The organism is Agrobacterium sp. S7/73, assembly GCF_019355535.1.
Taxonomy (GTDB): domain Bacteria; phylum Pseudomonadota; class Alphaproteobacteria; order Rhizobiales; family Rhizobiaceae; genus Agrobacterium; species Agrobacterium tumefaciens.
In genome coordinates this window covers 171456-196690 of sequence record NZ_CP072137.1, presented here as the reverse complement: position 1 = coordinate 196690, position 25235 = coordinate 171456, and the positions used below count along the sequence as shown (strand labels likewise).

General features: G+C 58.4%; 23 protein-coding genes and 1 pseudogene. 20 read left to right on the top strand and 4 right to left on the bottom strand.

Going from position 1 to position 25235, the window contains the following annotated elements; translation table 11 throughout:
* Positions 1-57 precede the first annotated feature (57 nt).
* The 9 genes from J5276_RS15895 to chrA all read left to right on the top strand — a co-directional run bounded on the left by J5276_RS15895 (position 58) and on the right by chrA (position 8405).
* Positions 58-969 carry an ABC transporter permease gene (locus J5276_RS15895; protein WP_019566429.1) on the top strand — a complete coding sequence of 304 codons (912 nt, stop codon included), beginning with the start codon at positions 58-60 and terminating at the stop codon, positions 967-969.
* A gap of 3 nt (positions 970-972) precedes the next feature.
* Positions 973-1788: an ABC transporter permease gene (locus J5276_RS15890; RefSeq protein WP_060642690.1), complete on the top strand. Its 816-nt coding sequence runs from the start codon at positions 973-975 to the stop codon at positions 1786-1788.
* Positions 1789-1802: 14 nt separating this feature from the next.
* Positions 1803-2561 (top strand): aspartate/glutamate racemase family protein, encoded by a 759-nt coding sequence (locus J5276_RS15885; protein WP_038493729.1) that lies wholly within the window; start codon positions 1803-1805, stop codon positions 2559-2561.
* A gap of 197 nt (positions 2562-2758) precedes the next feature.
* Positions 2759-3304: an RNA polymerase sigma factor gene (locus J5276_RS15880; RefSeq protein ID WP_019566427.1), complete on the top strand. Its 546-nt coding sequence runs from the start codon at positions 2759-2761 to the stop codon at positions 3302-3304.
* 20 nt (positions 3305-3324) lie between these two features.
* Complete coding sequence (locus tag J5276_RS15875) at positions 3325-3738, top strand: hypothetical protein (protein WP_236735840.1); 414 nt, start codon at positions 3325-3327, stop codon at positions 3736-3738.
* Positions 3735-4184, top strand: a complete 450-nt coding sequence (locus J5276_RS15870) for a periplasmic heavy metal sensor (RefSeq protein WP_209159609.1) — start codon at positions 3735-3737, stop codon at positions 4182-4184. The genes J5276_RS15875 and J5276_RS15870 overlap by 4 nt, the downstream gene beginning before the upstream one ends.
* 43 nt (positions 4185-4227) lie before the next feature.
* Positions 4228-5775: a DUF1800 family protein gene (locus tag J5276_RS15865; RefSeq protein ID WP_209159608.1), complete on the top strand. Its 1548-nt coding sequence runs from the start codon at positions 4228-4230 to the stop codon at positions 5773-5775.
* A gap of 2 nt (positions 5776-5777) precedes the next feature.
* Entirely contained in the window at positions 5778-7004 is a 1227-nt protein-coding gene (locus tag J5276_RS15860) for a DUF1501 domain-containing protein (protein ID WP_025595996.1), read from the top strand.
* Positions 7005-7175: 171 nt separating this feature from the next.
* Entirely contained in the window at positions 7176-8405 is a 1230-nt protein-coding gene (chrA, locus tag J5276_RS15855) for a chromate efflux transporter (protein ID WP_209159607.1), read from the top strand.
* Here chrA and J5276_RS15850 read toward each other — a convergent pair.
* Positions 8400-9290, bottom strand: coding sequence for a LysR substrate-binding domain-containing protein (locus tag J5276_RS15850; RefSeq protein ID WP_209159606.1), 891 nt, complete (start codon positions 9288-9290; stop codon positions 8400-8402). The genes chrA and J5276_RS15850 overlap by 6 nt on opposite strands.
* A gap of 133 nt (positions 9291-9423) precedes the next feature.
* Here J5276_RS15850 and ampC point away from each other — a divergent pair, with 133 nt between their 5' ends.
* From ampC to J5276_RS15800, 10 genes are all read left to right on the top strand, one after another.
* On the top strand, positions 9424-10581 hold the full coding sequence (ampC, locus tag J5276_RS15845; protein ID WP_209159605.1) for a class C beta-lactamase: 1158 nt from the start codon (positions 9424-9426) through the stop codon (positions 10579-10581).
* A 191-nt stretch (positions 10582-10772) separates the two neighbouring features.
* Complete coding sequence (locus tag J5276_RS15840; RefSeq protein ID WP_174060753.1) at positions 10773-11585, top strand: FadR/GntR family transcriptional regulator; 813 nt, start codon at positions 10773-10775, stop codon at positions 11583-11585.
* 78 nt (positions 11586-11663) lie between these two features.
* On the top strand, positions 11664-13172 hold the full coding sequence (locus J5276_RS15835) for an ABC transporter substrate-binding protein (protein ID WP_065705517.1): 1509 nt from the start codon (positions 11664-11666) through the stop codon (positions 13170-13172).
* A gap of 67 nt (positions 13173-13239) precedes the next feature.
* Entirely contained in the window at positions 13240-14187 is a 948-nt protein-coding gene (locus tag J5276_RS15830; RefSeq protein ID WP_003499573.1) for an ABC transporter permease, read from the top strand.
* Positions 14188-14198: 11 nt separating this feature from the next.
* Positions 14199-15071 carry an ABC transporter permease gene (locus J5276_RS15825; RefSeq protein ID WP_013761355.1) on the top strand — a complete coding sequence of 291 codons (873 nt, stop codon included), beginning with the start codon at positions 14199-14201 and terminating at the stop codon, positions 15069-15071.
* Between the two features lie 22 nt (positions 15072-15093).
* A complete protein-coding gene (locus tag J5276_RS15820; RefSeq protein ID WP_209159604.1) occupies positions 15094-16878 on the top strand; it encodes a gamma-glutamyltransferase family protein in 1785 nt (594 codons plus the stop codon).
* Between the two features lie 4 nt (positions 16879-16882).
* The gene (locus J5276_RS15815; RefSeq protein ID WP_149910596.1) at positions 16883-18694 is read left to right on the top strand and encodes an ABC transporter ATP-binding protein; all 1812 of its coding nucleotides are present in this window, start codon (positions 16883-16885) and stop codon (positions 18692-18694) included.
* A gap of 240 nt (positions 18695-18934) precedes the next feature.
* Positions 18935-20389 carry a CHASE3 domain-containing protein gene (locus J5276_RS15810; protein WP_112200867.1) on the top strand — a complete coding sequence of 485 codons (1455 nt, stop codon included), beginning with the start codon at positions 18935-18937 and terminating at the stop codon, positions 20387-20389.
* The gene (locus J5276_RS15805) at positions 20386-20823 is read left to right on the top strand and encodes a response regulator (protein ID WP_003517744.1); all 438 of its coding nucleotides are present in this window, start codon (positions 20386-20388) and stop codon (positions 20821-20823) included. Before J5276_RS15810 ends, J5276_RS15805 begins: the two co-directional genes overlap by 4 nt.
* A gap of 4 nt (positions 20824-20827) precedes the next feature.
* Entirely contained in the window at positions 20828-21865 is a 1038-nt protein-coding gene (locus J5276_RS15800) for a sensor histidine kinase (RefSeq protein ID WP_038493696.1), read from the top strand.
* 210 nt (positions 21866-22075) lie between these two features.
* On the opposite strand, the gene J5276_RS15795 is transcribed toward J5276_RS15800, so the two are convergent.
* Both J5276_RS15795 and J5276_RS15790 read right to left on the bottom strand, forming a co-directional pair.
* Positions 22076-22300 carry a hypothetical protein gene (locus J5276_RS15795; RefSeq protein WP_003517740.1) on the bottom strand — a complete coding sequence of 75 codons (225 nt, stop codon included), beginning with the start codon at positions 22298-22300 and terminating at the stop codon, positions 22076-22078.
* A gap of 129 nt (positions 22301-22429) precedes the next feature.
* Complete coding sequence (locus tag J5276_RS15790) at positions 22430-22639, bottom strand: cold-shock protein (protein ID WP_003517737.1); 210 nt, start codon at positions 22637-22639, stop codon at positions 22430-22432.
* Between the two features lie 224 nt (positions 22640-22863).
* Here J5276_RS15790 and J5276_RS30395 point away from each other — a divergent pair.
* Positions 22864-23069 (top strand): annotated as a pseudogene (locus tag J5276_RS30395) (type II toxin-antitoxin system VapC family toxin); the annotation flags it as partial.
* 65 nt (positions 23070-23134) lie between these two features.
* Here J5276_RS30395 and J5276_RS15785 read toward each other — a convergent pair.
* Positions 23135-25138 carry a CocE/NonD family hydrolase gene (locus J5276_RS15785; RefSeq protein WP_209159603.1) on the bottom strand — a complete coding sequence of 668 codons (2004 nt, stop codon included), beginning with the start codon at positions 25136-25138 and terminating at the stop codon, positions 23135-23137.
* Positions 25139-25235 lie beyond the last annotated feature (97 nt).

Genomic DNA, 25235 nt, shown 5'->3' with positions numbered 1-25235 from the left:
ACATGAGGCCGCGCCGACGCGGCCTCTCTTTCACAGGCAGCCAGCAGGAGAAAAGCCTTGGTGACAGTCAGATTCATCGGCGTGAGCGAAAAAAAGGACAAGCCGTCCCGCAGCTTCGCCCTGCCACAGAAGCTTGTGTCCTATATTCAGGCCACACCGCTTTTCCTGATCCTCGGCTTTTTCCTGCTTTTACCGATCGTCATGATCGCCGTCGTCAGTTTCTGGGATTATGATTTTGCCCAGATGTATCCGGGTTTCGTGACCTTCAACTATACCGAGACGCTCGGTTCTTGGGTCACGTGGCAAACCTATATCAACACGCTGAAATTCGCCGCCATCGTCTGGGCGATCACGCTGTTCTGCGGTTTCTGGGTCGCCTATTTCCTCGCTTTTCATATCCGCACCACCACCATGCAGATGGTTCTGTTCCTCGTCTGCACCGTGCCTTTCCTGACGTCGAACATCATCCGCATGATTTCCTGGATTCCCGTTCTCGGGCGCAACGGGCTGGTCAACAGCGCGCTGGTCAGCGCCGGCATCGTACCTGCGCCAATCGAATGGCTGCTCTATTCGGATTTTGCCGTGGTGCTGGCCATGGTGCATCTTTATACGCTTTTCATGGTCACACCCATCTTCAACACGCTGATGCGCATCGACAAATCGCTGATCGAAGCGGCGCGCGATGCCGGGGCGACTGGCTGGCAGACCCTCTGGAACGTTATCATTCCGCTTGCCAAACCTGGCATGGCGATCGGCAGCATCTTTGTCGTGACGCTTGTCATGGCCGATTTCTCCACGGTTCAGGTGATGTCCGGCGGGCAGAGCGCGTCGGTGGCACTGATGATGAAGAACCAGATGTCGCTGCTACAATATCCCGCGGCGGCCGCAAATGCCGTCATCCTGCTCATCCTCGTTCTTCTGATGGTCGCGGGCATCCTGCGCATCGTCGATATCCGCAAGGAGCTGTGACCCATGCATTCGGAAAAACGCGGCCGTGAATTCTATGTCCTCGCCTTCTTTTTTCTGCTCTTCGTGCTGTTCCTCTACGGCCCGCTGTCGGCAATCCTCATCCTGGCCTTTCAGGGGCCGAATGGCGGACTGACCTTTCCACTCAACGGTGTTTCGCTGCACTGGTTCGGCAATCTTTTCGAACAGCAGGCGGTCGGCGATTTTGGCGGCTCGTTCCGCCGTTCCTTCGGGCTTGGCGTCATGGTCATGGTCGTCACGGTGTTCGTCTCGCTTTTGGCGGGTCTCGCTTTCCGGCGCAAATTCATCGGCGCGACGCCGCTATTCTATCTTTCCGTCGCAAGCCTCGTGGTGCCATCGATCATCATATCACTCGGTATCGGCGTTCTTTTCCAACAGCTTGGGCTGGAACCTTCATGGTATACATCAGCATTTGGCGCGCACCTGACCTGGACGCTGCCATTCGGCGTGCTCATCATGCTGGCGGTTTTCAACCGTTTTTCTCCATCCTATGAAGAAGCCGCCCGCGATCTCGGGGCATCCGCCTGGCAGACGTTTGCCCATGTGGTGCTGCCGATGATTGCACCGAGCCTGATAGGCGTCGGCCTGTTCGGCTTTACGCTTTCCTATGACGAATTTGCCCGCACGCTGATGACGTCAGGCACCTACAACACCCTGCCGCTGGAAATCTACGGCATGACCACCAACGTCACGACGCCAGTGCTTTACGCGCTCGGAGCCGTCACGACCCTTTTCTCCTTCCTGGTTATTGCGGCCACGCTTGGCCTGATCGTCACTCTGAACCGTCGCCATTCGCGTTGATGAAAAAACAGAACATGCGCATCCTCGTCATTAATCCGAATACGACGCAATCCATGACAGCGACGATCGCCGACGCGGCGACGCGCGCGGCCAGTTGCGATACGGAAATCCTCGCAGTGACCTCTTCCATGGGGCCTGTCTCCATCGAAGGATATTACGATGAGGTTTTCGCGGTACCCGGCCTGCTGCTCGAGCTTGCCAAGGCGCCGACGCTTGGTGCCAGGGCAGCCGTCATCGCCTGTTTCGACGACACCGGGCTCGATGCGGCCCGCGCGCTCGCCGACATACCCGTAATTGGGATTTGCGAAGCGGCGGTTTCAGCCACGGCATTCATCGCGCAGAGGTTTACGATCGTTACGACGATGGAGCGTTCGCGGCTGCCGCTCGAACATCTCGTTCACCGTTATGGCATGTCTGCCCGCTGCAATGTGCGTGCCGCCGATATTCCCGTCCTGTCGCTGGAAGATCCGGCATCAAATGCCAGGGAGAGGCTGCGGGAAGAGATTTCACTGGCCCTGCGTCAAGATCGCGCCGAAGCGATCGTGCTTGGCTGCGCCGGTATGGCGGATCTGACCGCCGAGCTGCGCAGCGAATTCGGCGTGCCTGTTATCGATGGCGTCGCTGCGGCGGTGAAACAGGCGGAATCGCTGGTATCGATGGGGCTTTCGACCGCCAAGCGCGGCGCCTATGCCACGCCACTCGCCAAGCCCTATCGCGGATTGCTTGAAGCGTTCGGGCCGGACAGGCTTGCCGGGGTATCTGTGGACGGTTGAAACAGCCGTTCCAATGTTTCGGGCGGTGCCGCGGTCTGCCGTAAAATGCACGCGAATATTTCCCAGAAATCGGCGACGGATTTTGCGCGGGTCTGCGTTAAAGTGGCAAGGTGCGGGACATCCTCACTGAAGCCGCCGTCATTCCGCATGGATTTCGCCCGTGTCCGACAGGACAGTACGGAGACAAAGCCCGATACATGGTAAGCGATCCGGATGCAGATTTGGTGGCGGATGTCGCTGCGGGAGATGTCCGCGCGATGCAGGCCCTGGTGACGGCCAAACTGCCGAGGATCATGGCGCTTGCCACGCGTATGCTGGGTGATCCGGCAGAGGCGGAAGACATCGCGCAGGAGACCTTCCTGCGCATATGGAAACATGCAGGCACGTGGCGGCAGGGGCGTGCGAAATTCGACACATGGATCCACCGGGTGGCGCTGAACCTCTGTTACGACCGCTTGCGAAAGCGCCGGGAAATATCGGTTGCTGAGCCGCCCGAACAGATTGACGGCAGTGTGCTGCCCGATGCCGCCCTGCCATATGATGGTGACGAGAGCGGTGCCGTGGCGCGCGCCTTGCAGGCCATACCCGCGCGACAAAGGGAGGCGATCGTTCTGGTCTATTATCAGGAGATGTCGAACCGCGAGGCGGCTGATGTCATGCATGTCAGTGTGGACGCACTGGAAAGCCTTCTGGCGCGTGGCCGCCGGGCACTCCATGCGATTTTGAATGAGGGCGACCAATGAACGGGGCGAAGAAGACGCTCATGGATAACAAGGTTTTTTCCGATCTTGTGGCGGCCTATGGTGCCGATCCACAACGCTGGCCGGAAGACCGGCGGCCGGAGGCCATGGCTTATGCGGAGACGGCAGACGGCAGGCGCCTGATTGCGCAGGCGGCACCTCTCGATTTTACGCTGTCGGCATATCGTCTTCGCGACCCTTCGGCCATGCTCAACGCGAAGATCATGGCGCAGGCAAAGGCGCAGACCACCAGACGCAGATGGATCGTCCGGTACGGGCTGGGTGCGGGCATGATCGGCATCAGCCTTGCGGGCGCGCTGACGGGAGCGGTTGCCGTCATCAACCTCACGCCACCGCCCGCCCTGACATTGGGCGATACGTTGACCGCCTTCGGAAACCTGCAAACCGAAAACGAAATGACCGAGGAGACGAAATGAGCGATCAGAATTTCCGCTGGATAGTCGTTGTCCTTCTCGTCGCGAATACATTTTTTGTCTGCGCGCTTGCCGGCGCAGGGTTCGTTTATCTGCGGAACGACCCGGCCGCTGCCGCTGCCCGCATGCCGCTTGCGGGCGAACAATTGCCAAAGACCGAAAGGGAGTCCTTCCGGCGCAGCCTTAGCGATGCACGCAGGACCATGCGGGAAACCTCCGCCGAGGCGCGCCAGGCGCGTATCGAGGCGGCGTCCCTGATGGGGGCAGAAACGCTTGACCCGGAGGCATTGTCCGCAGCACTTGCGCGTGCCCGCAAGGCGGAATATGAGGTCCGCGCCGCAACCGAGATGCAGGCCGTGGAGTTCGCCCGCACATTGTCGCTAGAGGCGCGGCGCCGGCTGGCGGAAGGCTTGCTCGCCCGTGAGGCGCCGAAACCGGCCACGAAATAATCACATTTCAACAGCGACGGATTTTGGCCCTGGCGCCCGTTGAATGGTCGATAACGAAACGGAGTTCGTATCGGCCATGTCAAATTCCAGGGAATTGGATGCAGCACTCTGTCTGTGGCGTTTCGGCCTCGGCGCGCGTGAAGGCGATATCCAGGCGATCAAAGACGACCCACGCGATCTGTTGCGGCTGGAAATTACCGAACGCGCCACACCAATTCCTGTCGGCGCACAGCTTCATTCCAGCGCCGATCTTCTGATATCGCTGATGGCGTATAACAAGGAGATAAAGGCCGAGCGTGAAAAACCTGCTATCCTCACAGTCGCGGCCACCACCGGCGCCGCGGGTGCGACCGCAGGGGCCATGAGCCCCCCATCGCCGGCAATGGCAACTGCCGCAAACGCTATGGACAATGCGGGCATGGTGCCTGCCAGTGCTTCACAGGACAAGAAGCCGGACGCGCCGGCCACCAAGCGCCCATATTTTCCCCAGCAGATACTGCTTGCGGAGGCGGACGCCCGCTTCAACGGCACGATACGCCAGCCGCTGATCGGTTTTGGCGAGCGGTTGGCAATGTTCTGGGCCAATCACTTCGCGGTTGCCACCGGCAAGGGCGGTGATGTGCACATTCTCGCCGGCGCTTTCGAGCGTGAGGCGATCCGTCCGCATGTCTTCGGCAATTTCGAGGATATGCTGGTCGCAGTCGAGACCCATCCCGCCATGCTGTATTTTCTCGACAATCAGCAATCGATCGGACCGAATTCGCAGGCCAACAGGAACGGCAAGCGCGGGCTCAACGAAAACCTCGCGCGCGAAATCATGGAACTGCATACGCTCGGGGTGGATGGCGGCTATAGTCAGGCTGATGTTACAGCACTTGCCCGCATCATCACCGGCTGGAGCGTCTATCGCGACGAGAAGCGTCCGGGTCCGCTTGGCCGATTTTCCTTCAACGCCAACAACCATGAACCCGGCGACCATGCCGTGATGGGCATCACCTACGGTGAAGCGGGGGTAGAGCAGGGGCGGCGGGCGCTGCGAGATCTCGCGCATCATCCGGCGACGGCCAGCCATCTCGCTTACAAGCTGGTACGGCATTTCGTCAGCGACCATCCACCACCGGAACTGGTGGCGAAACTTGCTGCCGCCTACACCAAGAGCCACGGCGATCTTTCCGCTACATATATGGCGCTTATCGAGGCTGAACAGTCTTGGAGCCCGGCGCTGACCAAGCTCAGACCCCCGTTAGATTTCGTGACGACCGTCATCAGGGCGAGTGGAATAGTGCCAAAACCCGAGCAGGTAATTTCAGTGCTCAACGCATTGGGTCAGCCGCTGTGGAACCCCTCCGGCCCGAACGGTTTTGCCGATGTCACCGATAGCTGGGGTTCTTCCGAGGGGCTGGCGACGCGTATCGATGCCGCCAGTCTGTTCGCCCATCAGGTTGCGGGTTCAATCGATCCGCGCGACTTCGTCGCAGACCGGCTGGGGCCACTTTTGTCCGAGGAGACGAAAAAGGCCGTGCAGCGGGCTGAGAGCAAACCGCAGGGACTGACGATTGCTTTCCTTTCCCCCGAATTCCAGAGGCGTTGACCATGCTGTGTGAACATCTTTCCCCAACCCGCCGCGCTCTTCTTGGCACAGGCGGCGCGCTTTTTGCCTGGGCCTTCATGCCGCGTTTTGCTTTTGCTGCCGGCGGGCGCGACCCACGTTTCGTCACAATCATCCTGCGCGGCGCGCTCGACGGGCTGACCGCCGTGCCGCCCGTCGGCGACCCCGACTATGAGGCGCTAAGGCAACAGATCGCCATGCGCACTGAAGGCGACAATCCAGCCCTCGCGCTGGATGGTTTCTTTGCGCTCCATCCATCCCTTCGCAATTTCCAGCGGCTGTACCGGAAGGGCGAGGCAGCGGTGGTCCACGCCAGCGCCACCGGTTATCGTGACCGTTCGCATTTTGATGGCCAGGATGTGCTGGAATCTGGTTTTCCGACCCCCGGCCATGTCGAGACGGGTTGGCTGAACCGTCTGCTCGAACAGTTGCCGGCGGGTGAAACCATCAATCCAGCTGCGGCCGGGCAGCGGGTGAGCGGCCTTGCCATTGGCGCCAGCGCTCCGCTTGTCATTCGCGGCAAGGCACCGATATTGGGATGGGCGCCATCCGTTCTCAAGCCCGCCGATGGCGATCTCGCTCCGCGCCTTGCCGATCTCTACGGCCAGACGGACCCGATGCTGGCGGCATTGCTTGCCGAGGGCATCGAAACCGGCAGGATCGCCTCCGGCGTCGATATCAAGGCGCGCGGTGGTCCGGGTGATCCTGTTGGCATGGAGCAGATGGCGCGGGGTGCCGCACGGCTGATTGCGCACCCAGAAGGGCCGCGCGTTGCGGCGCTGGCTTTCGAGGGTTGGGACACCCATGCCCATGAGGTCGACCGTCTTTCAAAATTGTTGAGCGGGCTGGACAATGCGCTTGCCGCCTTCGAGCAGGAGCTGGGACCGGTCTGGAAGGATACGGCAATATTGGTCGCCACGGAATTTGGCCGTACCGCCCGTATCAACGGTACGGAAGGAACTGACCACGGAACGGCAACAACGGCCTTTCTCGCCGGCGGCAGCATCCGTGGCGGGCGTGTCATCGCCGATTGGCCCGGCCTCAAGCTCGCGCAGTTGCGGGATGGGCGGGACCTTGCGCCCACGACGGATATTCGCGCGATCATCAAGGGTCTCGCGGTCGATCATCTCGGCGCAAGCGCTGCCATGCTCGACAAGGCGGTCTTTCCCGGTTCGGAGGCCATCCGGCCCATGAAGGGACTGATCGTCTGAGGCTCGAAATGACGTAAAAACGAAGATATGGAGCGCGTCGAACGATCCCGTTCATCGAGGATGCGCTTCCGCCTCTTCATATCCCTGTCATAATAGTGTCTGATATCGATATCGTTTTTGATACGGACATTGTGTAGACGAACAGCCGTTGCACGCTCAGGGAGCTTTTTCGTGAAGTCGTCAACGCAAACCATCCGCACTGAAGCGGCCACCTCTCGAAGCGGCACGCCCAGCGAAGTTTTTACGGCGTTCTTGAAGCTCGGGGTCACCTCCTTCGGCGGTCCCATCGCCCATCTCGGTTATTTTCGCGATGAGCTGGTTGTGCGGCGCAAATGGATCGACGAGGCGGGTTATGCCGATCTCGTGGCGATCTGCCAGTTCTTGCCGGGGCCGGCCTCCAGCCAGGTCGGTTTTGCACTTGGGTTGCTGCGGGCAGGGCCGCTCGGTGCGCTGGCGGCCTGGACGGCCTTCACCCTGCCGTCCGCCATTCTTCTCTTGCTATTCGCCATGGTTGCGGCGTCCATAGAAGGACCTGTCGGCAACGGCCTGTTGCATGGCCTCAAGATCGTTGCGGTCGCCGTGGTGGCGCAGGCTGTCTGGGGCATGGCAAAGAGCCTTGCTCCAGATAGACAGCGTGCCAGCATCGCGCTCGTCGGCATCATCTGCGTCGTGTTTGTCGCGGGGGCTTTTGGCCAGATTCTGGCGCTTGCTGTGGGCGCCATTGCGGGGCTTGTCTTCTGTCGCACTGATACCGTGCAGGAGGCTACTCATCTCGCATTCCGGGTGCCGAAAAGTGTCGGATACATTGCGCTTGCCACTTTCGCGCTCCTGCTGGCCTTCCTGCCGGTCTTCGCGGCGATGGCCGGCTCGCAAGGCCTCTCATTGTTCGATGCGTTCTATCGTGCCGGCGCCCTTGTCTTTGGTGGCGGCCATGTGGTGCTGCCGTTGCTCCAATCGGCAGTGGTTTCAACGGGCTGGGTGACGGAAGATGCGTTTATCGCCGGTTACGGTGCAACCCAGGCCGTTCCCGGCCCGCTGTTCACCTTCGCGGCCTACCTCGGCGCTGTGGTGGGGCCGCAGCCGAACGGTATTGCGGGAGCAGTCATTGCGCTTGTCGCGATCTTTCTGCCGGGCATGCTACTGCTCGTCGGTGCGCTGCCCTTCTGGGAGGGGTTTCGCAAGCACCTTCTGGCGCAGGCTGCCATGCGCGGCGCAAATGCCGCCGTCGTTGGCATTCTCGGGGCCGCGCTTTATGATCCGGTGTGGACAAGCGCCATATTCATGCCGAAGGATTTTGCACTTGCGCTGACGGGTTTCATCCTGTTGACGGTGTGGAAGACGCCGCCATGGATCGTGGTGGTCATCTGCGCGATTGTTGGCGTTCTGCTCGCCCTGTCATAGGCGGTCTTGCGCAGGACCGATATTGGTAAACATCCAGTCCGAGAAGGCCTGCATGGCTGGTGTCGGCGGCTTTGATTGCAGCCTCGTCAGCCAGTAGCTGCCAAGCGATATGGTGACGGGGAAGGGCTGGACGATAGCCCCGGATGCCAGATGCCGCGAGAACATCGATGGCGGGGCGAGCGCCACGCCGAGCCCTTGCAATGCGGCCTCCATCATGCCGAGCGAGGTATCGAAAACGATGCCGGCATTCACCTGCGCCACCGGTGTTACGCCAGCCGCGGCAAACCACGTGGCCCATTCGTCAGACCTGTAGCTACGCAACAGCGTGGCGTCCGCGAGATCAGCGGGGGATTTCAGTGTCTCCGCCAGTTTCGGCGTACAGAGAGGCGAAAGGGGCGCCTCGAAAAGCCGGAATGCATCCGTGCCATGCCAGGAGCCCTGACCGAATCGAATGGCGAAATCCAGGCCTTCGGCGGCCATGTCCACGCGGTTGTTGTTGGTGGAAACGCGCACGTCGATGAACGGGTGCCGCTTTTGAAATTCCCTCAGCCGCGGCAGCAGCCAGCCCACGGCAAAGGTTCCCACGACGCCCAGAAACAGCAGTTCGCGCACCTGACCGGCTTCGATCCTGTCGAGCGTGATCGCCATCTGATCGAAAGAGCTGGTGACCGTCGGTAGCAGGGCTTCACCTTCCGCGGTGATTTTCAGGCCTCTTGGAAGCCGTTGAAAAAGGGAAACTCCCAGTCGTTTTTCGAGGCCCTTCACCTGTTGGCTCACAGCCGCCTGCGTCACGCAGAGTTCTATGGCCGCGCGGGTGAAACTGAGGTGCCGCGCTGATGCCTCAAATGCCCTCAAGCCGTTCAGTGGAAGAAATTGCCGAACCATTCAAGACCTAGATTTTGTTATGCCTCGTCCGAGATATCATGATTTGTTCGTGCAATGTAGGGCGGTTAAACGTCTTTCGCTGGGGACGGCGCAGGCGCCGAAAATCCACTTGAGGTTTTGGAGAACACGAAAGATGAAACTTAATCGCAGACATATTGCGTTGGCCACATTGATCTCGACGAGTCTGTTCACTCAGACTTTTGCCGCTGATGATGCCAGGCTGAAAGCGATAACGGATGCAGCGATCAAGCCGGTGATGGAGAAGAACGGTATTCCGGGTCTGGCCGTTGGCATCAGTGTCGATGGCGAAAATCACGTCTTCACCTACGGTCTCATGTCCAAAAGTACGGGCCAGCCGGTTACCCCGCAGACGCTTTTCGAGCTGGGTTCCATCAGCAAGACATTCACGGTCACGCTCAGTACCTATGCGGAGACGCAGGGCAAACTGTCACTATCAGGCAAGGTCGAAGACTATCTTCCCTCCATGAAGGGCAAACCGTTTGGCGATGTCACGCTGATGCATCTTGGCACTCACACCGCCGGCGGCTTTCCGTTGCAGGTGCCGGACAATGTCAAGACGGAGCCGCAGCTTTTGGCCTATCTCAAGGCATGGAAGCCCGCATACAAGGCGGGAACGCACAGAACCTACGCCAATCCCAGCATCGGAATGCTCGGATACGTCACCGCAAAGGCCATGGGCCAAAGCTATGACAGCGCAATGCAGGACGTACTGTTTCCGGCGCTTGGATTGAAGAGCACCTTCACCGTGGTGCCCAAGGCAAAGATGGCCGATTATGCGCAGGGTTATAAGAGAACCGGCGAACCGGCCCGCATGACGCCAGCCATTCTCTCATCGGAGGCTTACGGGGTCAGATCGACGGCGACCGACATGATCCGTTTCGTCAATGCGAATATGGGGCTGGAAAAGCTGGACGGAAAACTCCAGCAGGCGATCGCCAACACTCATACGGGATATTTCAGCGTTGGCGCGATGACGCAAGATATGATCTGGGAGCAATATGCCTACCCAGCCGCGCTGAAAACACTGATCGAAACGAACTCCGGCGCCTTGCTCAAGACGGTGCCGGTATCGGAAATTTCGCCGCCGATAAAGCCGCGTGGCGATGTCTTCATCAACAAGACCGGCTCCACCAACGGTTTCGGAGCCTATGTGGCGTTCATACCGGAGCAGAAACTCGGTATCGTCATTCTGGCCAATAAAAACTATCCCAATGAGGATCGTGTTGCCGTGGCTTACGAGATTTTGAACGGACTCAAAAGCTCTGAATGATGTCAATGCTGGCGTAAACGCGTACAGGACAAGGGTGGCATTTCGGTCGTAATTCATTTGCTCGCCTGCATTGTCATCCTTGCCCTGAAAGTATGCATTCCCGACCCTGAAAATCGGCGTATGCCCATATTTTGAGCGCTTGTAATCAAGGCTCAAAAATGGGCTTGACGTCTGCCGAAATTTCTCACCAAATGAACCAATGTTCGATTGGTTCACGCAAATGGTGCGGCTTGGCGACAAACCCTAACGACAATTCAAACTACGCTCTGGCAAAGCTTCGCGAGTATATTCAGACGAAGAATCTCGCGAATGACGGCCGTCTGCCGACGGAGCGGGCATTTGCCGAGACCTTCAATGTCGGCCGCCGGTCAATCCGCCGTGCTCTGGAGGTTTTGGAGGCCGAGGGTCTTATCTGGCGTCGCCAGGGGGCCGGAACCTTTGTGGGTGAAAAGCCGGACGATTGGTCCACCCAGGTTACCGAAATGGTCGCCAGCACCGATATCATGGAAATCATGGAAGTCCGCCTGCGCATCGAACCGCAACTGGCGCAGCTTGCAGCCATGCGCGCCAAGCCCGCCGAGGTGGAGCGCATGCGCGCGCTCGTCAAGAAGACCGGCGAAAGCACGGATGCCGATGCCAAGGAATTGTGGGACGGCTCGCTCCACCGCCAGATAGCCCAGAGTGCTGGCAACAAGCTGTTCCTGTCGATCTTCGATGTCGTGAACCGTATTCGTCAGGACGATGCCTGGCAGTCGATACGCGAACTCGCCCGGCGCAGTGGCACGAATGGCAAGGCGTCTTTCGAACAGCATGTCGCCATCGTCGATGCCATTGCCGATCGCGATCCGGCGCGTGCCGGAGAGGCGATGCGCCAGCACCTTCTCATGCATCAGGAACGATTGATCCGCGCCACTTCGCTCGGGTTTCAGGAGGAGACGGCTGCGGAAGACCGTGCGGCGAAGAGCATCAACGAAGCCGACAATCCGCTTACTCCGGCCTCATAGGCCGCGGACGAAAACCCGCCGGTCCTTCGGGGCTGGCCAATGACAAAAGTCAAAGAAAACCAGACCAGAGGATCGAACATGAAGAAAATCTACACACTGACTGCGGCGCTATTGGCAAGCGCGTTTCTGACCGCACCAGCCATGTCTTCCGAATTGCGCATCGGCCTCAACGATGACGCGGACGTGCTTGATCCCGCGCAATCGCGCACCTTCGTCGGCCGTATCGTCTACACCTCCATGTGCGACAAGCTGGTGGATATCTCGCAGGACATGAAGATCGTTCCCCAGCTTGCCACCGAATGGGGCTGGTCCGAGGGTGGCAAGGTGCTGACGATGAAAATTCGCGACGGCGTGAAGTTCCACGACGGCGAGACGCTGGATGCGGCCGCCGTCGTTGCCACCATCGAGCGCAACATGACCCTTCCGGAATCCCGCCGTAAGAGCGAGTTGTCCTCGGTTGAAAAGGTTGAGGCCACCGGGCCGCTGGAAGTCAAGTTCACGCTGAAGACGCCCGATGTCACGCTGCTTGCCCAGCTTTCAGATCGCGCGGGCATGATCGTCGCGCCGAAAGCCGCCAAGGAACTGGGCGCGAATTTCGGCTCCAAGCCGGTTTGCGCCGGACCGTTCAAATTCGTCGAGCGCATTCAGCAGGACCGTATCGTCCTCGAAAAATTCGCGGATTATTGGGACAAGGACAAGATCAAGGTCGACAAGATCGTCTACCTGCCAATTCCCGATACAACTGTGAAGCTTGCAAACCTCCGCTCTGGCGATCTCGACATTGCCGAACGTATCTCGGCGTCCGATGCGGAATCCGTCAAGAATGACCCCAAATTGACCTATGCGGACGTGATCGGTCCGGGCTACATGGCCATGTATGTCAACATCAACAACGGCGCGCGCGCTGACAATCCGCTCGGCAAGGACAAGCGCCTGCGTCAGGCCTTCTCCTATGCGATTGACCGCGAAGCGATCGGCCAGATCGTGTTTGAGGGTACGTCCAAGGCCGGCAATCAGTCATTCCCGCCGACAAGCCCATGGTTCAACCAGAACCTGCCGGTGCCGCCCCGCGACATCGACAAAGCCAAGCAGCTGATGAAGGAGGCTGGCTACGAGAAGCTCGATATCGAACTTCAGCACGCCAACAACACCACGCAGACGCAGATGATGCAGGTGATCCAGTCGATGGTGGCGGAGGCTGGCTTCAACGTGACGCTGAAGGCCACCGAATTTGCGACGCTTCTTTCCGAACAGACCGCCGGCAACTATCAGCTCAGCCGTTCCGACTGGTCTGGTCGTATCGATCCCGATGGCAATCTTCACCAGTTCGTCACCTGCAAGGGCGGCATCAACGATGTGAAATATTGTAATCCTGAAGTCGACAAGCTGCTGAACGAAGCACGCGCCTCGACTGAAGATGCGGTCCGCAAGGAGAAATACGATGCGGCAAGCGTCATCCTAAACGACGACATGCCGATCATCTATCTCGGCCACCAGCCCTATGCCTATGCCATTTCCAAGAAGGTCAAGGGCTGGGAGCCTTCGCCTGATGGCATGATCCGCCTTCTCGGCGTCAGCAAGGACTAAGCGCTTCAAATCCGCCGCACGGCTTGCCGTGCGGCCCTCCAGAACGTGCACGAACGGGGGCAATGCCATGCCTGTCTATATCGGCAAGCGACTGCTGGTCGCGATCCCGACGCTTTTGATCATCTCCATCTTCGTCTTCTCGCTGCAGAAACTGTTGCCGGGTGATCCGGTTCTCGCCATGGCGGGTGAGGAGCGTGATCCGGCGACGATTGAATTCCTGCGGGAGAAGTATCGCCTGAACGACCCGGTGCCGCTCCAGTACATCAACTGGCTGGGCGGCGTGGTGACCGGCGATTTCGGTATTTCGCTGAGGACCAACCAGCCGGTGCTGGAACTGATCGGCCAGAAGCTGCCGGTCACCATTCAGCTGGCTGTAATGGCGATGTTCTTTGCGATGGTCATCGGCATTCCGATCGGCATTCTGGCCGCCGTCAAGAAAAACACATGGATCGACTACACCGCCAATATCGTGGCGCTTTCCGGCCTGTCGATCCCGAATTTCTGGCTCGGCATCATGCTGATCCTGCTGGTCTCAGTGAAGCTCGGCTGGCTGCCGGCATCCGGATATGAATCGATATTCGTCGACCCCGTTCGCTCCATCGAGACGATGATCATGCCCGCCTTCGTGCTCGGCAATGCGCTTGCGGCAACGTTGATGCGCCACACGCGTTCGGCAATGGTTGCGGTTTTGAGTTCAGACTATATCCGCACCGCCCGCGCCAAGGGGCTTTCGCCGCGCGAGATCATCCTGTCGCACAGTTTTCGCAACGCGCTTCTGCCCGTCATCACGCTGTTGGCACTGCTTTTCGGTGAGTTGCTGGCCGGTGCGGTTCTGACGGAGCAGATATTTACCATTCCCGGCTTCGGCAAGATGACCGTCGATGCGGTCTTCACCCGCGATTACGCCGTCGTCCAGGGCATCGTGCTCTGCACCGCGGTCGGCTTCATCCTCATGAACCTGCTGGCGGACATTGCCTATGTCCTGCTTAACCCTCGCCTCAGGGCGACGATCTGAGGCCTGATATCATGACCGCTCTCGATCAAAACCTGTCCGTACCGGTGCCGCGGCAAGAAAGCCGCGCCTGGAAGAAAATGAAGCGCAACAAATCGGCGCTGGCCGGTCTGATTATCGTGCTTTTCTTCACGGTACTTGCCGTTGCAGCACCGATCCTGCCGATTGCTGACCCTATTGCGACCAGCTGGTCGGCCATCCGCAAGGCGCCGTCCGCCGCCCACTGGCTCGGCACCGACGATCTTGGCCGTGATATCCTTTCGCGCATGATTTATGGCGCGCGGGCCTCGCTGATGGCCGGTGTTGTCTCCGTCATGATCGCGGTGGTGATCGGCGTGCCCTTCGGGTTGATCGCCGGTTATTTCGGTGGCTGGGTGGATATGGTCATCTCGCGCATCACCGAAGCGCTGCTGGCTATGCCGTTCCTCATCATGGCTATTGCCCTTGCGGCCTTCCTCGGCCCGAGCCTTACCAACGCGATGATCGCCATCGGGCTTTCCGCCATGCCGATTTTCGTTCGGTTGACCCGTGGTCAGGTGCTGGCGGTCAAGATGGAAGATTATGTCGAGGGGGCAAGGTCGATTGGCCTCAACCACTTCGACATCATGACACGATACATCCTGCCAAATGTCTTTGCTCCCATCATCGTGCAGGCGACCTTGACGGTTGCGACGGCCATCATTGCGGAAGCGAGCCTGTCCTTCCTCGGCCTTGGCCAGCAGGCACCGGCGCCGTCGTGGGGTTCCATGCTGAACACCGCGAAGAACTTTCTGAGCCAGGCGCCGTGGATGACGATGTGGCCCGGCATTGCAATTTTCCTCGTCGTCATAGGCTTCAATCTCCTGGGCGATGGCCTGCGTGATGCGCTCGATCCGCGCGAAGCATGATTTCTCATAAGGAACTGACTGAATGACCGAATTTACCACACGCCCCGAGGTCCTTGGCACATTCGGCGTCGTCACCTCGACGCACTGGATCGCATCGGCCGTGGGCATGGCAATCCTCGAAAAGGGAGGTAACGCCTTCGACGCAGCGGTTGCCACCGGCTTCGTGCTGCAGATCGTCGAACCGCATCTCTGTGGCCCCGGCGGCGACATGCCTGCCGTCTTTTATTCAAAGAAGAAGGACAAGGTCGAAGTCATCTGCGCGCAGGGGCCTGCTCCGAGTGGCGCCACCATCGAGCACTATACCTCGGAGGGGCTTAAGCTGATCCCCGGCGATGGTCTGCTTGCAACCGTCATTCCCGGAGCCTTCGATGGCTGGATGCTGATGCTGCGCGACTATGGCACGATGAGCGTGCGCGAGGTGCTGGAACCAGCCATCTATTATGCCGAATACGGACATCCGACCCTGCCGCGCGTTTCCGCCACCATCAAGGGGCTGGCGGAATTCTTCGAGAAGGAATGGCCGACATCCTACGAGACCTGGCTGCCGGGTGGTGCCGCACCCGAGCCCCACGCCCTTTTCAGGAATCCTGTACTTGCGGAAACCTACAAGCGGATCGTCACTGAATCCGAAGCGCGTTCGGGTCGCGAAAACCAGATTGAAGCCGCACGCGACGCTTTCTATCGGGGTTTCGTAGCGGAAGCCATCGACACTTACGTCAAGACCGCTGAAGTCATGGATGCAAGCGGCACCAAGCACAAGGGCGTGCTGACGGCGCAGGATATGGCGGACTGGAGCGCGACAATCGAGGCGCCGCAGACGCTTGATTATCATGACTGGACGATTGCAAAGACGCCTGCCTGGGGGCAGGGACCGGTTTTGTTGCAGTCGCTCGCCCTGTTGAAAGGCTTCGATCTTGCGGCCATGGACCCGTCCGGCCCCGATTTCATCCACACCATCGTTGAGGCCATGAAGCTCGCCTTTGCCGACCGTGAGGTCTATTACGGCGATCCTGATTTCGGCCAGATTCCGACGGAATATCTTCTCTCTGAAAGCTACAATGCCGGGCGTCGTAAACTGATCGGCAGCGAGGCATCGCTCGATCTGCGTCCCGGCATCGTGCCGGGTTACGAGAAGCAGGTGGACGCCACCATGGCCATGCTCGCCGAAATGAGCGGCAAGGGCACCGTCTACGAGCCCACCATGTCGCATCTTACCGAAAAACGCGGCGATACAGTGCATATCGATGTCATAGACCGCTGGGGCAACATGGTCTCAACCACGCCCTCCGGCGGCTGGCTGCAATCATCGCCAATTGTTCCGGGATTGGGCTTTGCGCTCAATTCCCGCGCCCAGATGTTCTGGTTGAAGGAAGGCCTGCCGACCTCGCTCGCACCTGGAAAACGCCCGCGCACCACGTTGACACCCTCGCTTGCGCTGCATCAGGGACGCCCTTCCATGGTGTTCGGTACTCCGGGCGGCGATCAGCAGGATCAGTGGCAGCTGCCCTTCTTCCTGCGTTATGCGCATCACGGCAAAAACCTGCAGGCGGCCATCGACATGCCGCTGTTCCATACCTCGCATTTTCCGGGCTCGTTTTATCCGCGCACCAGTTCGCCGGGCGAGATCATGGTGGAAAGCACCGTGGGTGATATCACGCTGCAGGAGCTTCGCCGCCGCGGACACAAGGTCACCGTTGCCGATGCGTGGTCGGTGGGCCGCCTGACTGCCGCAAAGCGGGATGCCGATGGCCTGCTGCGGGCCGCCGCAACCCCGCGACTGATGCAGGCCTATGCTGTGGGACGATGACATCATGAATACGACACCTGTTCTCTCCGTTAGAAACCTGACCACTTCTTTTCTCGTCGATGATGCTTGGAAGAGCGTCGTCCGTAACGTCTCCTTCGATGTCGCTCCGGGCGAAACCGTCGCGATTGTCGGCGAGTCCGGTTCGGGAAAGTCTGTCACCTCGCTGTCCATCATGCGCCTGCTTAGCCCCGCTTTCAGCCGGATTGAGGGTGAAGTTCTCTTGAACGGGCGCAATCTTCTGGCGCTTTCCGAGAAGGAAATGCGGGGCGTGCGGGGCAACGACGTCTCGATGATATTTCAGGAGCCTATGACGTCGCTCAATCCCATCTTCACGATCGGCCGCCAGATTTCCGAGGTCCTCATCCGGCACAAGGGCTTTTCGAAGCAGCAGGCAAGGGCGGAGACGGTCCGGCTTCTCGAAAAGGTTCGTATTCCCAACGCGGCCGGTCGCTTTGACGAGTATCCGCATCAGTTTTCCGGTGGCATGCGCCAGCGCGTGATGATCGCAATGGCGCTCGCTTCCCGGCCGAAACTGCTGATCGCCGATGAACCGACGACCGCGCTCGACGTCACCATTCAGGGCCAGATTCTCGATCTGATCAAACTGCTTCAGGAAGAGGAGGGCATGTCGGTCCTCTTCATTACTCATGATATGGGCGTCGTGGCGGAGATCGCCGACCGCACCATTGTGATGTTCCGGGGCGATGAGGTCGAGACCGGACCAACCGGGGATATATTCCAGCGCGGCAAGCATCCCTATACGCGGGCGCTGCTTTCGGCGGTGCCGAAGCTCGGCTCGATGCGCGACCGGCAGTGGCCGACGCGCTTTCCGGTCCTCGACATGAAAACCGGCCTGTCGACCGAGCCGGTAGAAGTGGCCGAAACGGTTGCGAGCGGACAGACACCTGTCCTGTCGGTCAAGAACCTCGTGACGCGGTTTCCCATCCGCTCCGGCCTTTTGGCCCGGCAGACGGGTGCGGTTCACGCGGTCGAAAACGTCTCCTTCGATCTGTTTCAGGGGGAGACGCTTGCATTGGTCGGCGAGTCCGGTTGCGGAAAGTCGACGACCGGCCGCTCGATCATGCGTCTTGTCGAACCGATGGCCGGCGAGGTTTCGCTCGATGGTTACGATGTGATGCGGCTCGATACCGTCGGCCTGCGCAATATGCGTAAGTCCGTACAGATGATCTTTCAGGATCCGTTCTCGTCGCTCAATCCGCGCATGACGGTGGGTACGGCGATTTCCGAACCCTTCATCAAGCACAAACTGGGCACCACGAAGCAGGCGAAGGAAAAGACTGCCGATCTCCTCGAAAAGGTTGGTCTAACCGCCGACATGGCGAGCCGCTATCCTCACGAATTTTCCGGCGGCCAGCGCCAGCGCATCGCGATTGCCCGTGCGCTTGCCCTCGATCCGAAGGTCATTGTTGCCGACGAAAGCGTGTCGGCTCTCGATGTTTCGATCAAGGCGCAGGTCTGCAACCTGCTCCTCGACCTGCAACAGAGCCTCAATCTCGCCTTCCTCTTCATCTCCCACGATATGGCGGTGGTGGAGCGTGTCAGCCATCGCGTCGCGGTGATGTATCTCGGTGAGATTGTGGAGATCGGTCCGCGCGCTGCTGTTTTCGACAATCCGCAACATGCCTACACGAAGAAACTCATGGCGGCAGTGCCGGTACCCGATCCGGCGCGACGCGGAATAAAGCGCGGCATATCCAACGATGAACTGAAAAGCCCGATACGGCCGATTGGATTTCAAACGCCGACGCGAAACTATAAAACCGTTTCCCCGGGCCATCTGGTTCAGGTTGTTTAAGGCAATTCTGGCATTGCGGATTGAAAAACCGTAAAGTTTCGCACCGCTATTCGCTATTCTGAGCGGAATATTTTTTACAGCCTTGCTCAACGCGCGTCGTCAAAAGTGGTTCCCATATGAATCGAAAATAAAACGTTCGATTCAATGCGCCGCATATTCTAGTTTGCGCGCGAATGAGGTGCATGCCGGGAATTTACAACTGTGATTAGTTTTTCGCCTTTTGCTCAGCGAAGCCTGTTTATGCTCGCTGTGGGTGTTGCAATATTGACCGGAATGGTCGCCACTTCGCTGTGGCTAGTGCAGGTGAACAACCGGTACTCGCAAGAAACGGCCGAGTTGCGCCGTGTGCGGGCAGCCATTCTCGATATCCTGACGTCGATGCAGGACATTGAAACGGGGCAGAGGGGTTATCTGCTGACCAACAACATCGAGTATCTGGGCCCTTATCAGGAGGCCTTGAGCCTGTTGCCGCAGAGGCAGTCCAGACTTCTCGAAGTGCTGAAGGACCAGAAGCAATACGAGCAGGATCTGACGGATCTCGGTAATGCCGTCGCCAACAAGCTGGCTGAAACCCAGGAAACCATCGATCTGCAAAAGGCAGGACGCATCACCGAGGCAGTCGAAGTCGTCCGTGAGAATGACGGCAAACGGTTCATGAACGAAATCAGGGCGATCTTGTCGAAGCTGCAATCGCAGACCGACGATCGGCTCCGCATCATCGTCGTAGACCAACTTGGCGCCGCCAATACATTGCAATGGGTAACGCTCGGCGGCACGCTGGCGATCCTGCTTGTTGTCGGCGGTTCAATCTTTCTGGTCTTCACATATATCCGTGCGTTGAACCGGTCTCGGGAAGATGTTGACGAGTTAAATCGCCATCTGGAGGAGCGGGTTGAGGAAAGAACCCGTGATCTTCGCAGCGCCAATCAGGAAATTCAGCGCTTCGCCTATATCGTCACGCATGATTTGCGTGCGCCGCTCGTCAATATCATGGGGTTCCTCTCGGAATTCGATACGTCCCTGAAGCCGGTCACCGCCTATGTGCTCGCAGACGGCAAAATGCCTTCCGACGACGTGGTTCGGGACGCCAGACTGGCTGTCGAGGAAGATCTTCCCGAGGCGATCAGTTTCATCCGCTCTTCGACACGCAAGATGGACCAGCTGATCAATGCGATCTTGAAGATATCGCGCGATGGTCAGCGAAAGCTGCAACCGGAAAAAGTCGACATAGAGACATTGCTGTCATCGCTCTCCGAGACGGTTCGTCACCAGATCAATGCCAATGGCGGCGAGATCAGTGTCGAGACATCAAAGCTGACAGTCGTGACGGATCGTATCTCTCTCGACCAAATCCTTGGCAATCTTTTCGACAATGCGGTGAAATATCAGATGCCGGGACGACCGCTGCGATTGACTGCCCGCGCTTATCCGTCCGGGCGGGGTGCCATCAGCATCGAAGTCAGCGACAACGGGCGTGGCATTGGCGAGCATGATCTGGAACGGGTGTTCGAACTCTTTCGCCGCGCCGGTGATCAGGATCAACCGGGGGAAGGCATCGGCCTTGCCCATGTTCGGTCGCTAATAAGAAGTTTAGGAGGAGACATTAAGGTGAGTTCCGAACTTGGCAAAGGCAGTACATTTACATTGCTGTTGCCGAGCGATCTCAGAAAAGTGACGAAAGAAGGCGAAAAATGAAGGCAACCGGTCAAGAGGTAACGATCATTATGATCGAGGATGACGAAGGTCATGCTCGGCTGATCGAGAAGAACGTACGTCGCGCAGGTGTGAATAACGAGATCATGCCCTTTACGCTCGGTGCAAAGGCACTCGACTACATCCTGGGTGAAAACCGCGATGGCGTTGTCAGCAAAGATCGATATCTTCTCGTTTTGCTCGATCTTAACCTCCCTGATATGTCGGGTATCCGAATTCTCGAGGAGATCAAGAGTAACGAATATACGCGCCGTTTGCCGGTGGTCGTTTTGACGACTACTGATGACGAAACCGAGATTCAGAAATGTTATGACCTTGGTGCAAATGTCTATATAACCAAGCCGGTCGACTACGAAGGCTTTGCGAGTGCGATAAAGAACCTCGGCCTGTTCTTCTCCGTAATTCAAGTACCTTGAAGGCATGATGGCATTGCGCGTTTTGTATGTTGATGATGATCCGGCTTTGGCGCGGCTTTCCAGCCGGATCCTTGGTCGTCACGGAATGGAGGTGGTCCATGCCGCATCCGTGGCGTCCGGGCTCAAGATGTTTCAAGACGAGCAGTTCGATATTGTCGTTCTGGACCATTACTTCCAGACATCGACGGGAATGGAGTTCCTTGCCGCGATTCAGTCCTTGCCGGGGCGGGTTCCCGTTCTTTATGTAACGGGATCGAACGAAGCCCAGATCGCGATCGACGCCCTCAAGGCGGGTGCCGCCGACTACGTCATAAAGAATGTCGGTGACGACTTTTTCCCGCTGTTGCTTACGGCTATCGATCAGTCGCTGGAAAACCATCGTCTGCGTCAGACGAAGGAGGAATCCGACCGGTTGCTGGTGAAGGCCAAGGAACATGCGGAAATGATGGTGAAGGAGATGAACCATCGGGTGGCCAACAGCCTCTCGCTGGTATCCGCCATGATTCGCCTGCAGATAAACACCATCAAGTCTGAGGAAGCCGAAGTCGCCTTGCTGGAAACCCAAAGCAGGATTTCGGCGATCGCCGGCGTTCACCGCAGCCTTTACAATACCGACAATATAGGTCTGGTATCGCTCAATTCGTACCTGACGTCGATCATCGATGGGTTGTTTCAGGCGGTTCCCGGATCTTCGTCCATTACCGTCGAAACATCGCTTTGTGACATCAGCCTCAAGGCAGACCATGCCGTGGCTCTGGGTGTCATCATCACCGAGCTGCTGACCAACGCGCTGAAGTACGCTTATCCAGATCAATCCGGCACGGTTCGCGTCGAACTTTCGGAAGAAAATCGGCAATTTGTTCTCGTTGTCGAAGACGATGGTGTCGGTTCAAAGCCCGACGCATCTCCGCGTGGTACTGGCCTCGGAACAAAGCTGATTATGGCAATGGCTCAGAACATTGGTGCTCGCGTCGAGCAAACGCATACGCACCCGGAACAGGCCAAGGGAACGCGTTACACGATGACCTGGAGCGAGACGTAAACGCCGATAGCTTCGGTTTTTAAATATAATTCTAATTTAGTGATTTAATATAACTGGCGCCGCGCTTGGGCAGCTGGAACGTAAGCTTGCCAGGGAGTTGACAGGCATGCAACAGCTCAAGGCCCGGCGTCTGTATATACCGGGGTGGTCAGGAAGCCGTCCGATACGAATTGGCTTCAGGCACCTGTTCTGACGATGCCGTCAAAACCATCATCGTGCACGGGCACGCTTGGCAAGAAGAGCGGATGTCGCAGAAATGCGATCAGACTGTTCCTTTGCAAGACGTGCTTCCCGCAGCCGCAAAGTCTTGGCGTCGCGGGACTGCGTGATCGAATCAAGCTCGTCGAGCGCTTTGTCCTTTGCGAAGAACGGCGTCTGGATGTTGCTGAAGGCAACCTCGGCCTTCTGGCGCGAGATACTGTATTTTTCTGTCATGGGTGTTCCGGTGGTAAGGCTCGACATGCGAGCGGAAAACAAAAGGCCAGGCAATTTGCCTGGCCTTGATTGGTTCGGGGTGCTTCCGGCAGTGCCAGTACATCCGTGGTCAAAGGGAAGCAAAACCCGTTAGGCAGCCTGCAGATTGCAGGCCGACATTTTGCCGGACTTGTTGTCGCGTTCCAGGTCGAAGCCGATCTTCTGGCCTTCGACGAGTTCGCGCATACCAGCCCGCTCAACAGCGGAGATATGAACGAAGGCATCTGTGCCGCCGTTGTCAGGCTGAATGAAGCCGAAGCCTTTAGTGGAATTAAACCATTTAACTGTGCCAGTGGTCATGATGAACCCTTTCATAGCGATAGAGGACCCACAGCACTGAGAAGCGCTGCGAACATTGATAGCGATTTTGAAAGGAAAGGTTCGTTCAGAACGCGGTGCCAATCGCGCAACAAGCAAAGCTAAGCAAGCAAATTCGATGGTTCGTTATAGCGTGCTTGCACGGTTGCGTCAACTATTAGTTTTTCTAATTTTTGCGTCTCGACAAAAAGTTGTGCTTGGCCATCCCTTTTACTCGCTCCGCATTGTTTTTAGCGGGAAGGTCTTCACGCAGTATCGCCGTGCAGGCGGATCCCGCACAGACGTTTTGCCAGACTCTTTTGTTGGGGCTCATGCCGCAGTTCAAGGTCTCCCGCTTCTGACACGAGACGTAGGCCGATATCGATCCTGTTTCCCAACCGTGACATTGATCGCTCCTAAACAGGAAAGCTGACAGATACGGTACCGAGACAATGGCATGTTTTAGGCCCCCGCAAATAGCTGCAGGGGCATGCAACATCAGATGAGGTCGCGTTTGTAGCGCTCATCCCACTTCCGGGTTTTGACGAGGCTGCCATTTTCGAGTGCCGAAAGTTCTCCGGTCAGGTAGAAATTCTCCCTGTCGGAGTGCATCTCGGTGCGGCTATCGATCTTGATGCGCCACCCATCGCGGCCAATTTCATATGTCTGGGTGAGGACGTATTTCGCGGAGAGGGGATCTCCGTCGCGAATGGTCAATTCACGCCGCAGGCTATGGCTGAGTTCGGTGTCGATGTCGTCAAACCGCAACACGCCCTCGCCGAACAAGCCGCCCACGCCTTCCGTGACATAGGTGTTGATACCCGTCTCATGGTCCTGTTCGGTCCAGCGGCGGACCGTGCCGGGATCGACCTGCGTCATGGGTGTCGATGGGCCGTGGGCAGGGGACTCGAAACGCACAGGCTTGTCGTCACCGGTGGCACGCACGGGCAGGTCAAGCGCGCTTTCTGCAACGGAAACGCTGATCGTCGCATCGTAAGGCGATGTCCATACCATCGGCCAGTAGGCCGTGGCGATGGCGAGTTGCAGCCGGTGCCCTTTGGCAAAACGATAACCGCAATCATTGAGCTTGATTGCGACATCGTAAAATTTGCCGGGTTCCAACGCTTCCGGATTTTCGTGGCTATCGCGGTGGGTCAGGTTGAAAACCTGATAACTGACACGTGTGACACGGCCATCCGGCAGGACGTCGTTGAGGCGCAGTGAAATCTGCGCGACAGGGCAATCTGCGGCAATGCGCAGACGCGCTACCGGCGCACCGAGAATATCGAAATCCTCTTCCATCAAGGCGGTTTCGAAAACGAGCGCGCCACCGTTGTCGAGCCGCTGATCGGTTGGATGTTCGCCGGGGCATCCGGTCGCCATCCATTCCCCGCCCGCCTTGCCGTGGCTTTGCGGCGAACGAATGCTGAGAATTGCCGGTTCGCTTGCCGTATCGCGCAGTTCCTTCGCTGCACCGGGGTAAAGTGAGCGGGTTGCAATTTCAGGCGAAGGCCATGTTGCTTCACCCACCCAGCGGCCTTGCGTCGTCGTGCGCGTACCGGTCGGTTCGATCGTGTCGCTGACGAAGGCGCGCAGCATCGGCTCGTCCATGACGCCGGTGTCCTTGCCTTTCAGCCAATGGTCCCACCAGCGCGTTGCTTCCTGCAGGAAGCCAATTGCGGGACCGGGAACACCATCTTGGGGGTAGATATGGCCCCACGGACCGATGATGCCGCGACGCGGGACCTGAAGGTTCTCCAGAAGCCGCGGGACGGCATTGGTATAGCTGTCCGCCCATGCGCCGATGGCAAGGACCGGGCATTCAATTGCGCTCCAGTCTTCGCAGACCGAGCCGTGTTTCCAGTAATCGTCGTAACGTTGGTGTTCCAGCCAGAGTGCGGGAAAGAAGGGGAGCTTCTCCAGGCGCTCGATCCAGCTGTCGCGCCACGTGTCGCCAACGATCTCAGGATCGAGCGGACGGCTCTGATAAGCAAGCATGATGGTGCCCCACCACAGATTGTCGTTCAGCAGCAGGCCGCCCATGTAGTGAATGTCGTCGGTATAACGGTTGTCCGTCGAATAGGCGGTGATAACGGCTTTCAGTGCCGGCGGACGGCGGGCGGCCACCTGCAGGCCGTTGAAGCCGCCCCAGCTCTTGCCCATCATGCCGACATTGCCGCTGCACCACGGCTGGCGGGAAATCCAGTCGATCACCTCGAGTGCGTCGTCCTGTTCCTGCTTCAGATATTCGTCCGCCATGTGGCCATCGGATTCGCCTGTGCCACGCATGTCCACGCGAATTGCGGCATATCCCTGGCTGGCAAAATAGCCGTGCATCGGCTCGTCGCGCCCGCGGGTTCCGTCTCGCTTGCGATAGGGAATATACTCGAGAATGGCGGGAACCGGCGATTGTTCCGCGCCCTCCGGCAGCCAAAGGCGAGCACCAAGGCGTGCGCCATCGCTCATGGGAATCCAGATATGTTCTTCAACACGTATTGTCATTTGGGGTATTCCAGTCGGGTCATTTGAAGCGGGCATCGCTTTGCCGGGAGACAACAATGAAAGAATGCGAGGCGGCACCCATCAAAGAGTGAACCGC

Excerpts from the sequence above, each read along its gene's own strand:
- J5276_RS15890 (WP_060642690.1), top strand. The coding sequence starts at position 973 with ATGCATTCGGAAAAACGCGGCCGTGAATTCTATGTCCTCGCCTTCTTT.
- J5276_RS15885 (WP_038493729.1), top strand. The coding sequence starts at position 1,803 with ATGCGCATCCTCGTCATTAATCCGAATACGACGCAATCCATGACAGCG.
- J5276_RS15880 (WP_019566427.1), top strand. The coding sequence starts at position 2,759 with ATGGTAAGCGATCCGGATGCAGATTTGGTGGCGGATGTCGCTGCGGGA.
- J5276_RS15875 (WP_236735840.1), top strand. The coding sequence starts at position 3,325 with ATGGATAACAAGGTTTTTTCCGATCTTGTGGCGGCCTATGGTGCCGAT.
- J5276_RS15870 (WP_209159609.1), top strand. The coding sequence starts at position 3,735 with ATGAGCGATCAGAATTTCCGCTGGATAGTCGTTGTCCTTCTCGTCGCG.
- J5276_RS15865 (WP_209159608.1), top strand. The coding sequence starts at position 4,228 with ATGGTCGATAACGAAACGGAGTTCGTATCGGCCATGTCAAATTCCAGG.
- J5276_RS15860 (WP_025595996.1), top strand. The coding sequence starts at position 5,778 with ATGCTGTGTGAACATCTTTCCCCAACCCGCCGCGCTCTTCTTGGCACA.
- J5276_RS15850 (WP_209159606.1), bottom strand. The coding sequence starts at position 9,290 with ATGGTTCGGCAATTTCTTCCACTGAACGGCTTGAGGGCATTTGAGGCA.
- ampC (WP_209159605.1), top strand. The coding sequence starts at position 9,424 with ATGAAACTTAATCGCAGACATATTGCGTTGGCCACATTGATCTCGACG.
- J5276_RS15840 (WP_174060753.1), top strand. The coding sequence starts at position 10,773 with ATGAACCAATGTTCGATTGGTTCACGCAAATGGTGCGGCTTGGCGACA.
- J5276_RS15835 (WP_065705517.1), top strand. The coding sequence starts at position 11,664 with ATGAAGAAAATCTACACACTGACTGCGGCGCTATTGGCAAGCGCGTTT.
- J5276_RS15830 (WP_003499573.1), top strand. The coding sequence starts at position 13,240 with ATGCCTGTCTATATCGGCAAGCGACTGCTGGTCGCGATCCCGACGCTT.
- J5276_RS15825 (WP_013761355.1), top strand. The coding sequence starts at position 14,199 with ATGACCGCTCTCGATCAAAACCTGTCCGTACCGGTGCCGCGGCAAGAA.
- J5276_RS15820 (WP_209159604.1), top strand. The coding sequence starts at position 15,094 with ATGACCGAATTTACCACACGCCCCGAGGTCCTTGGCACATTCGGCGTC.
- J5276_RS15815 (WP_149910596.1), top strand. The coding sequence starts at position 16,883 with ATGAATACGACACCTGTTCTCTCCGTTAGAAACCTGACCACTTCTTTT.
- J5276_RS15810 (WP_112200867.1), top strand. The coding sequence starts at position 18,935 with ATGCTCGCTGTGGGTGTTGCAATATTGACCGGAATGGTCGCCACTTCG.
- J5276_RS15805 (WP_003517744.1), top strand. The coding sequence starts at position 20,386 with ATGAAGGCAACCGGTCAAGAGGTAACGATCATTATGATCGAGGATGAC.
- J5276_RS15800 (WP_038493696.1), top strand. The coding sequence starts at position 20,828 with ATGATGGCATTGCGCGTTTTGTATGTTGATGATGATCCGGCTTTGGCG.
- J5276_RS15795 (WP_003517740.1), bottom strand. The coding sequence starts at position 22,300 with ATGACAGAAAAATACAGTATCTCGCGCCAGAAGGCCGAGGTTGCCTTC.
- J5276_RS15790 (WP_003517737.1), bottom strand. The coding sequence starts at position 22,639 with ATGACCACTGGCACAGTTAAATGGTTTAATTCCACTAAAGGCTTCGGC.
- J5276_RS15785 (WP_209159603.1), bottom strand. The coding sequence starts at position 25,138 with ATGACAATACGTGTTGAAGAACATATCTGGATTCCCATGAGCGATGGC.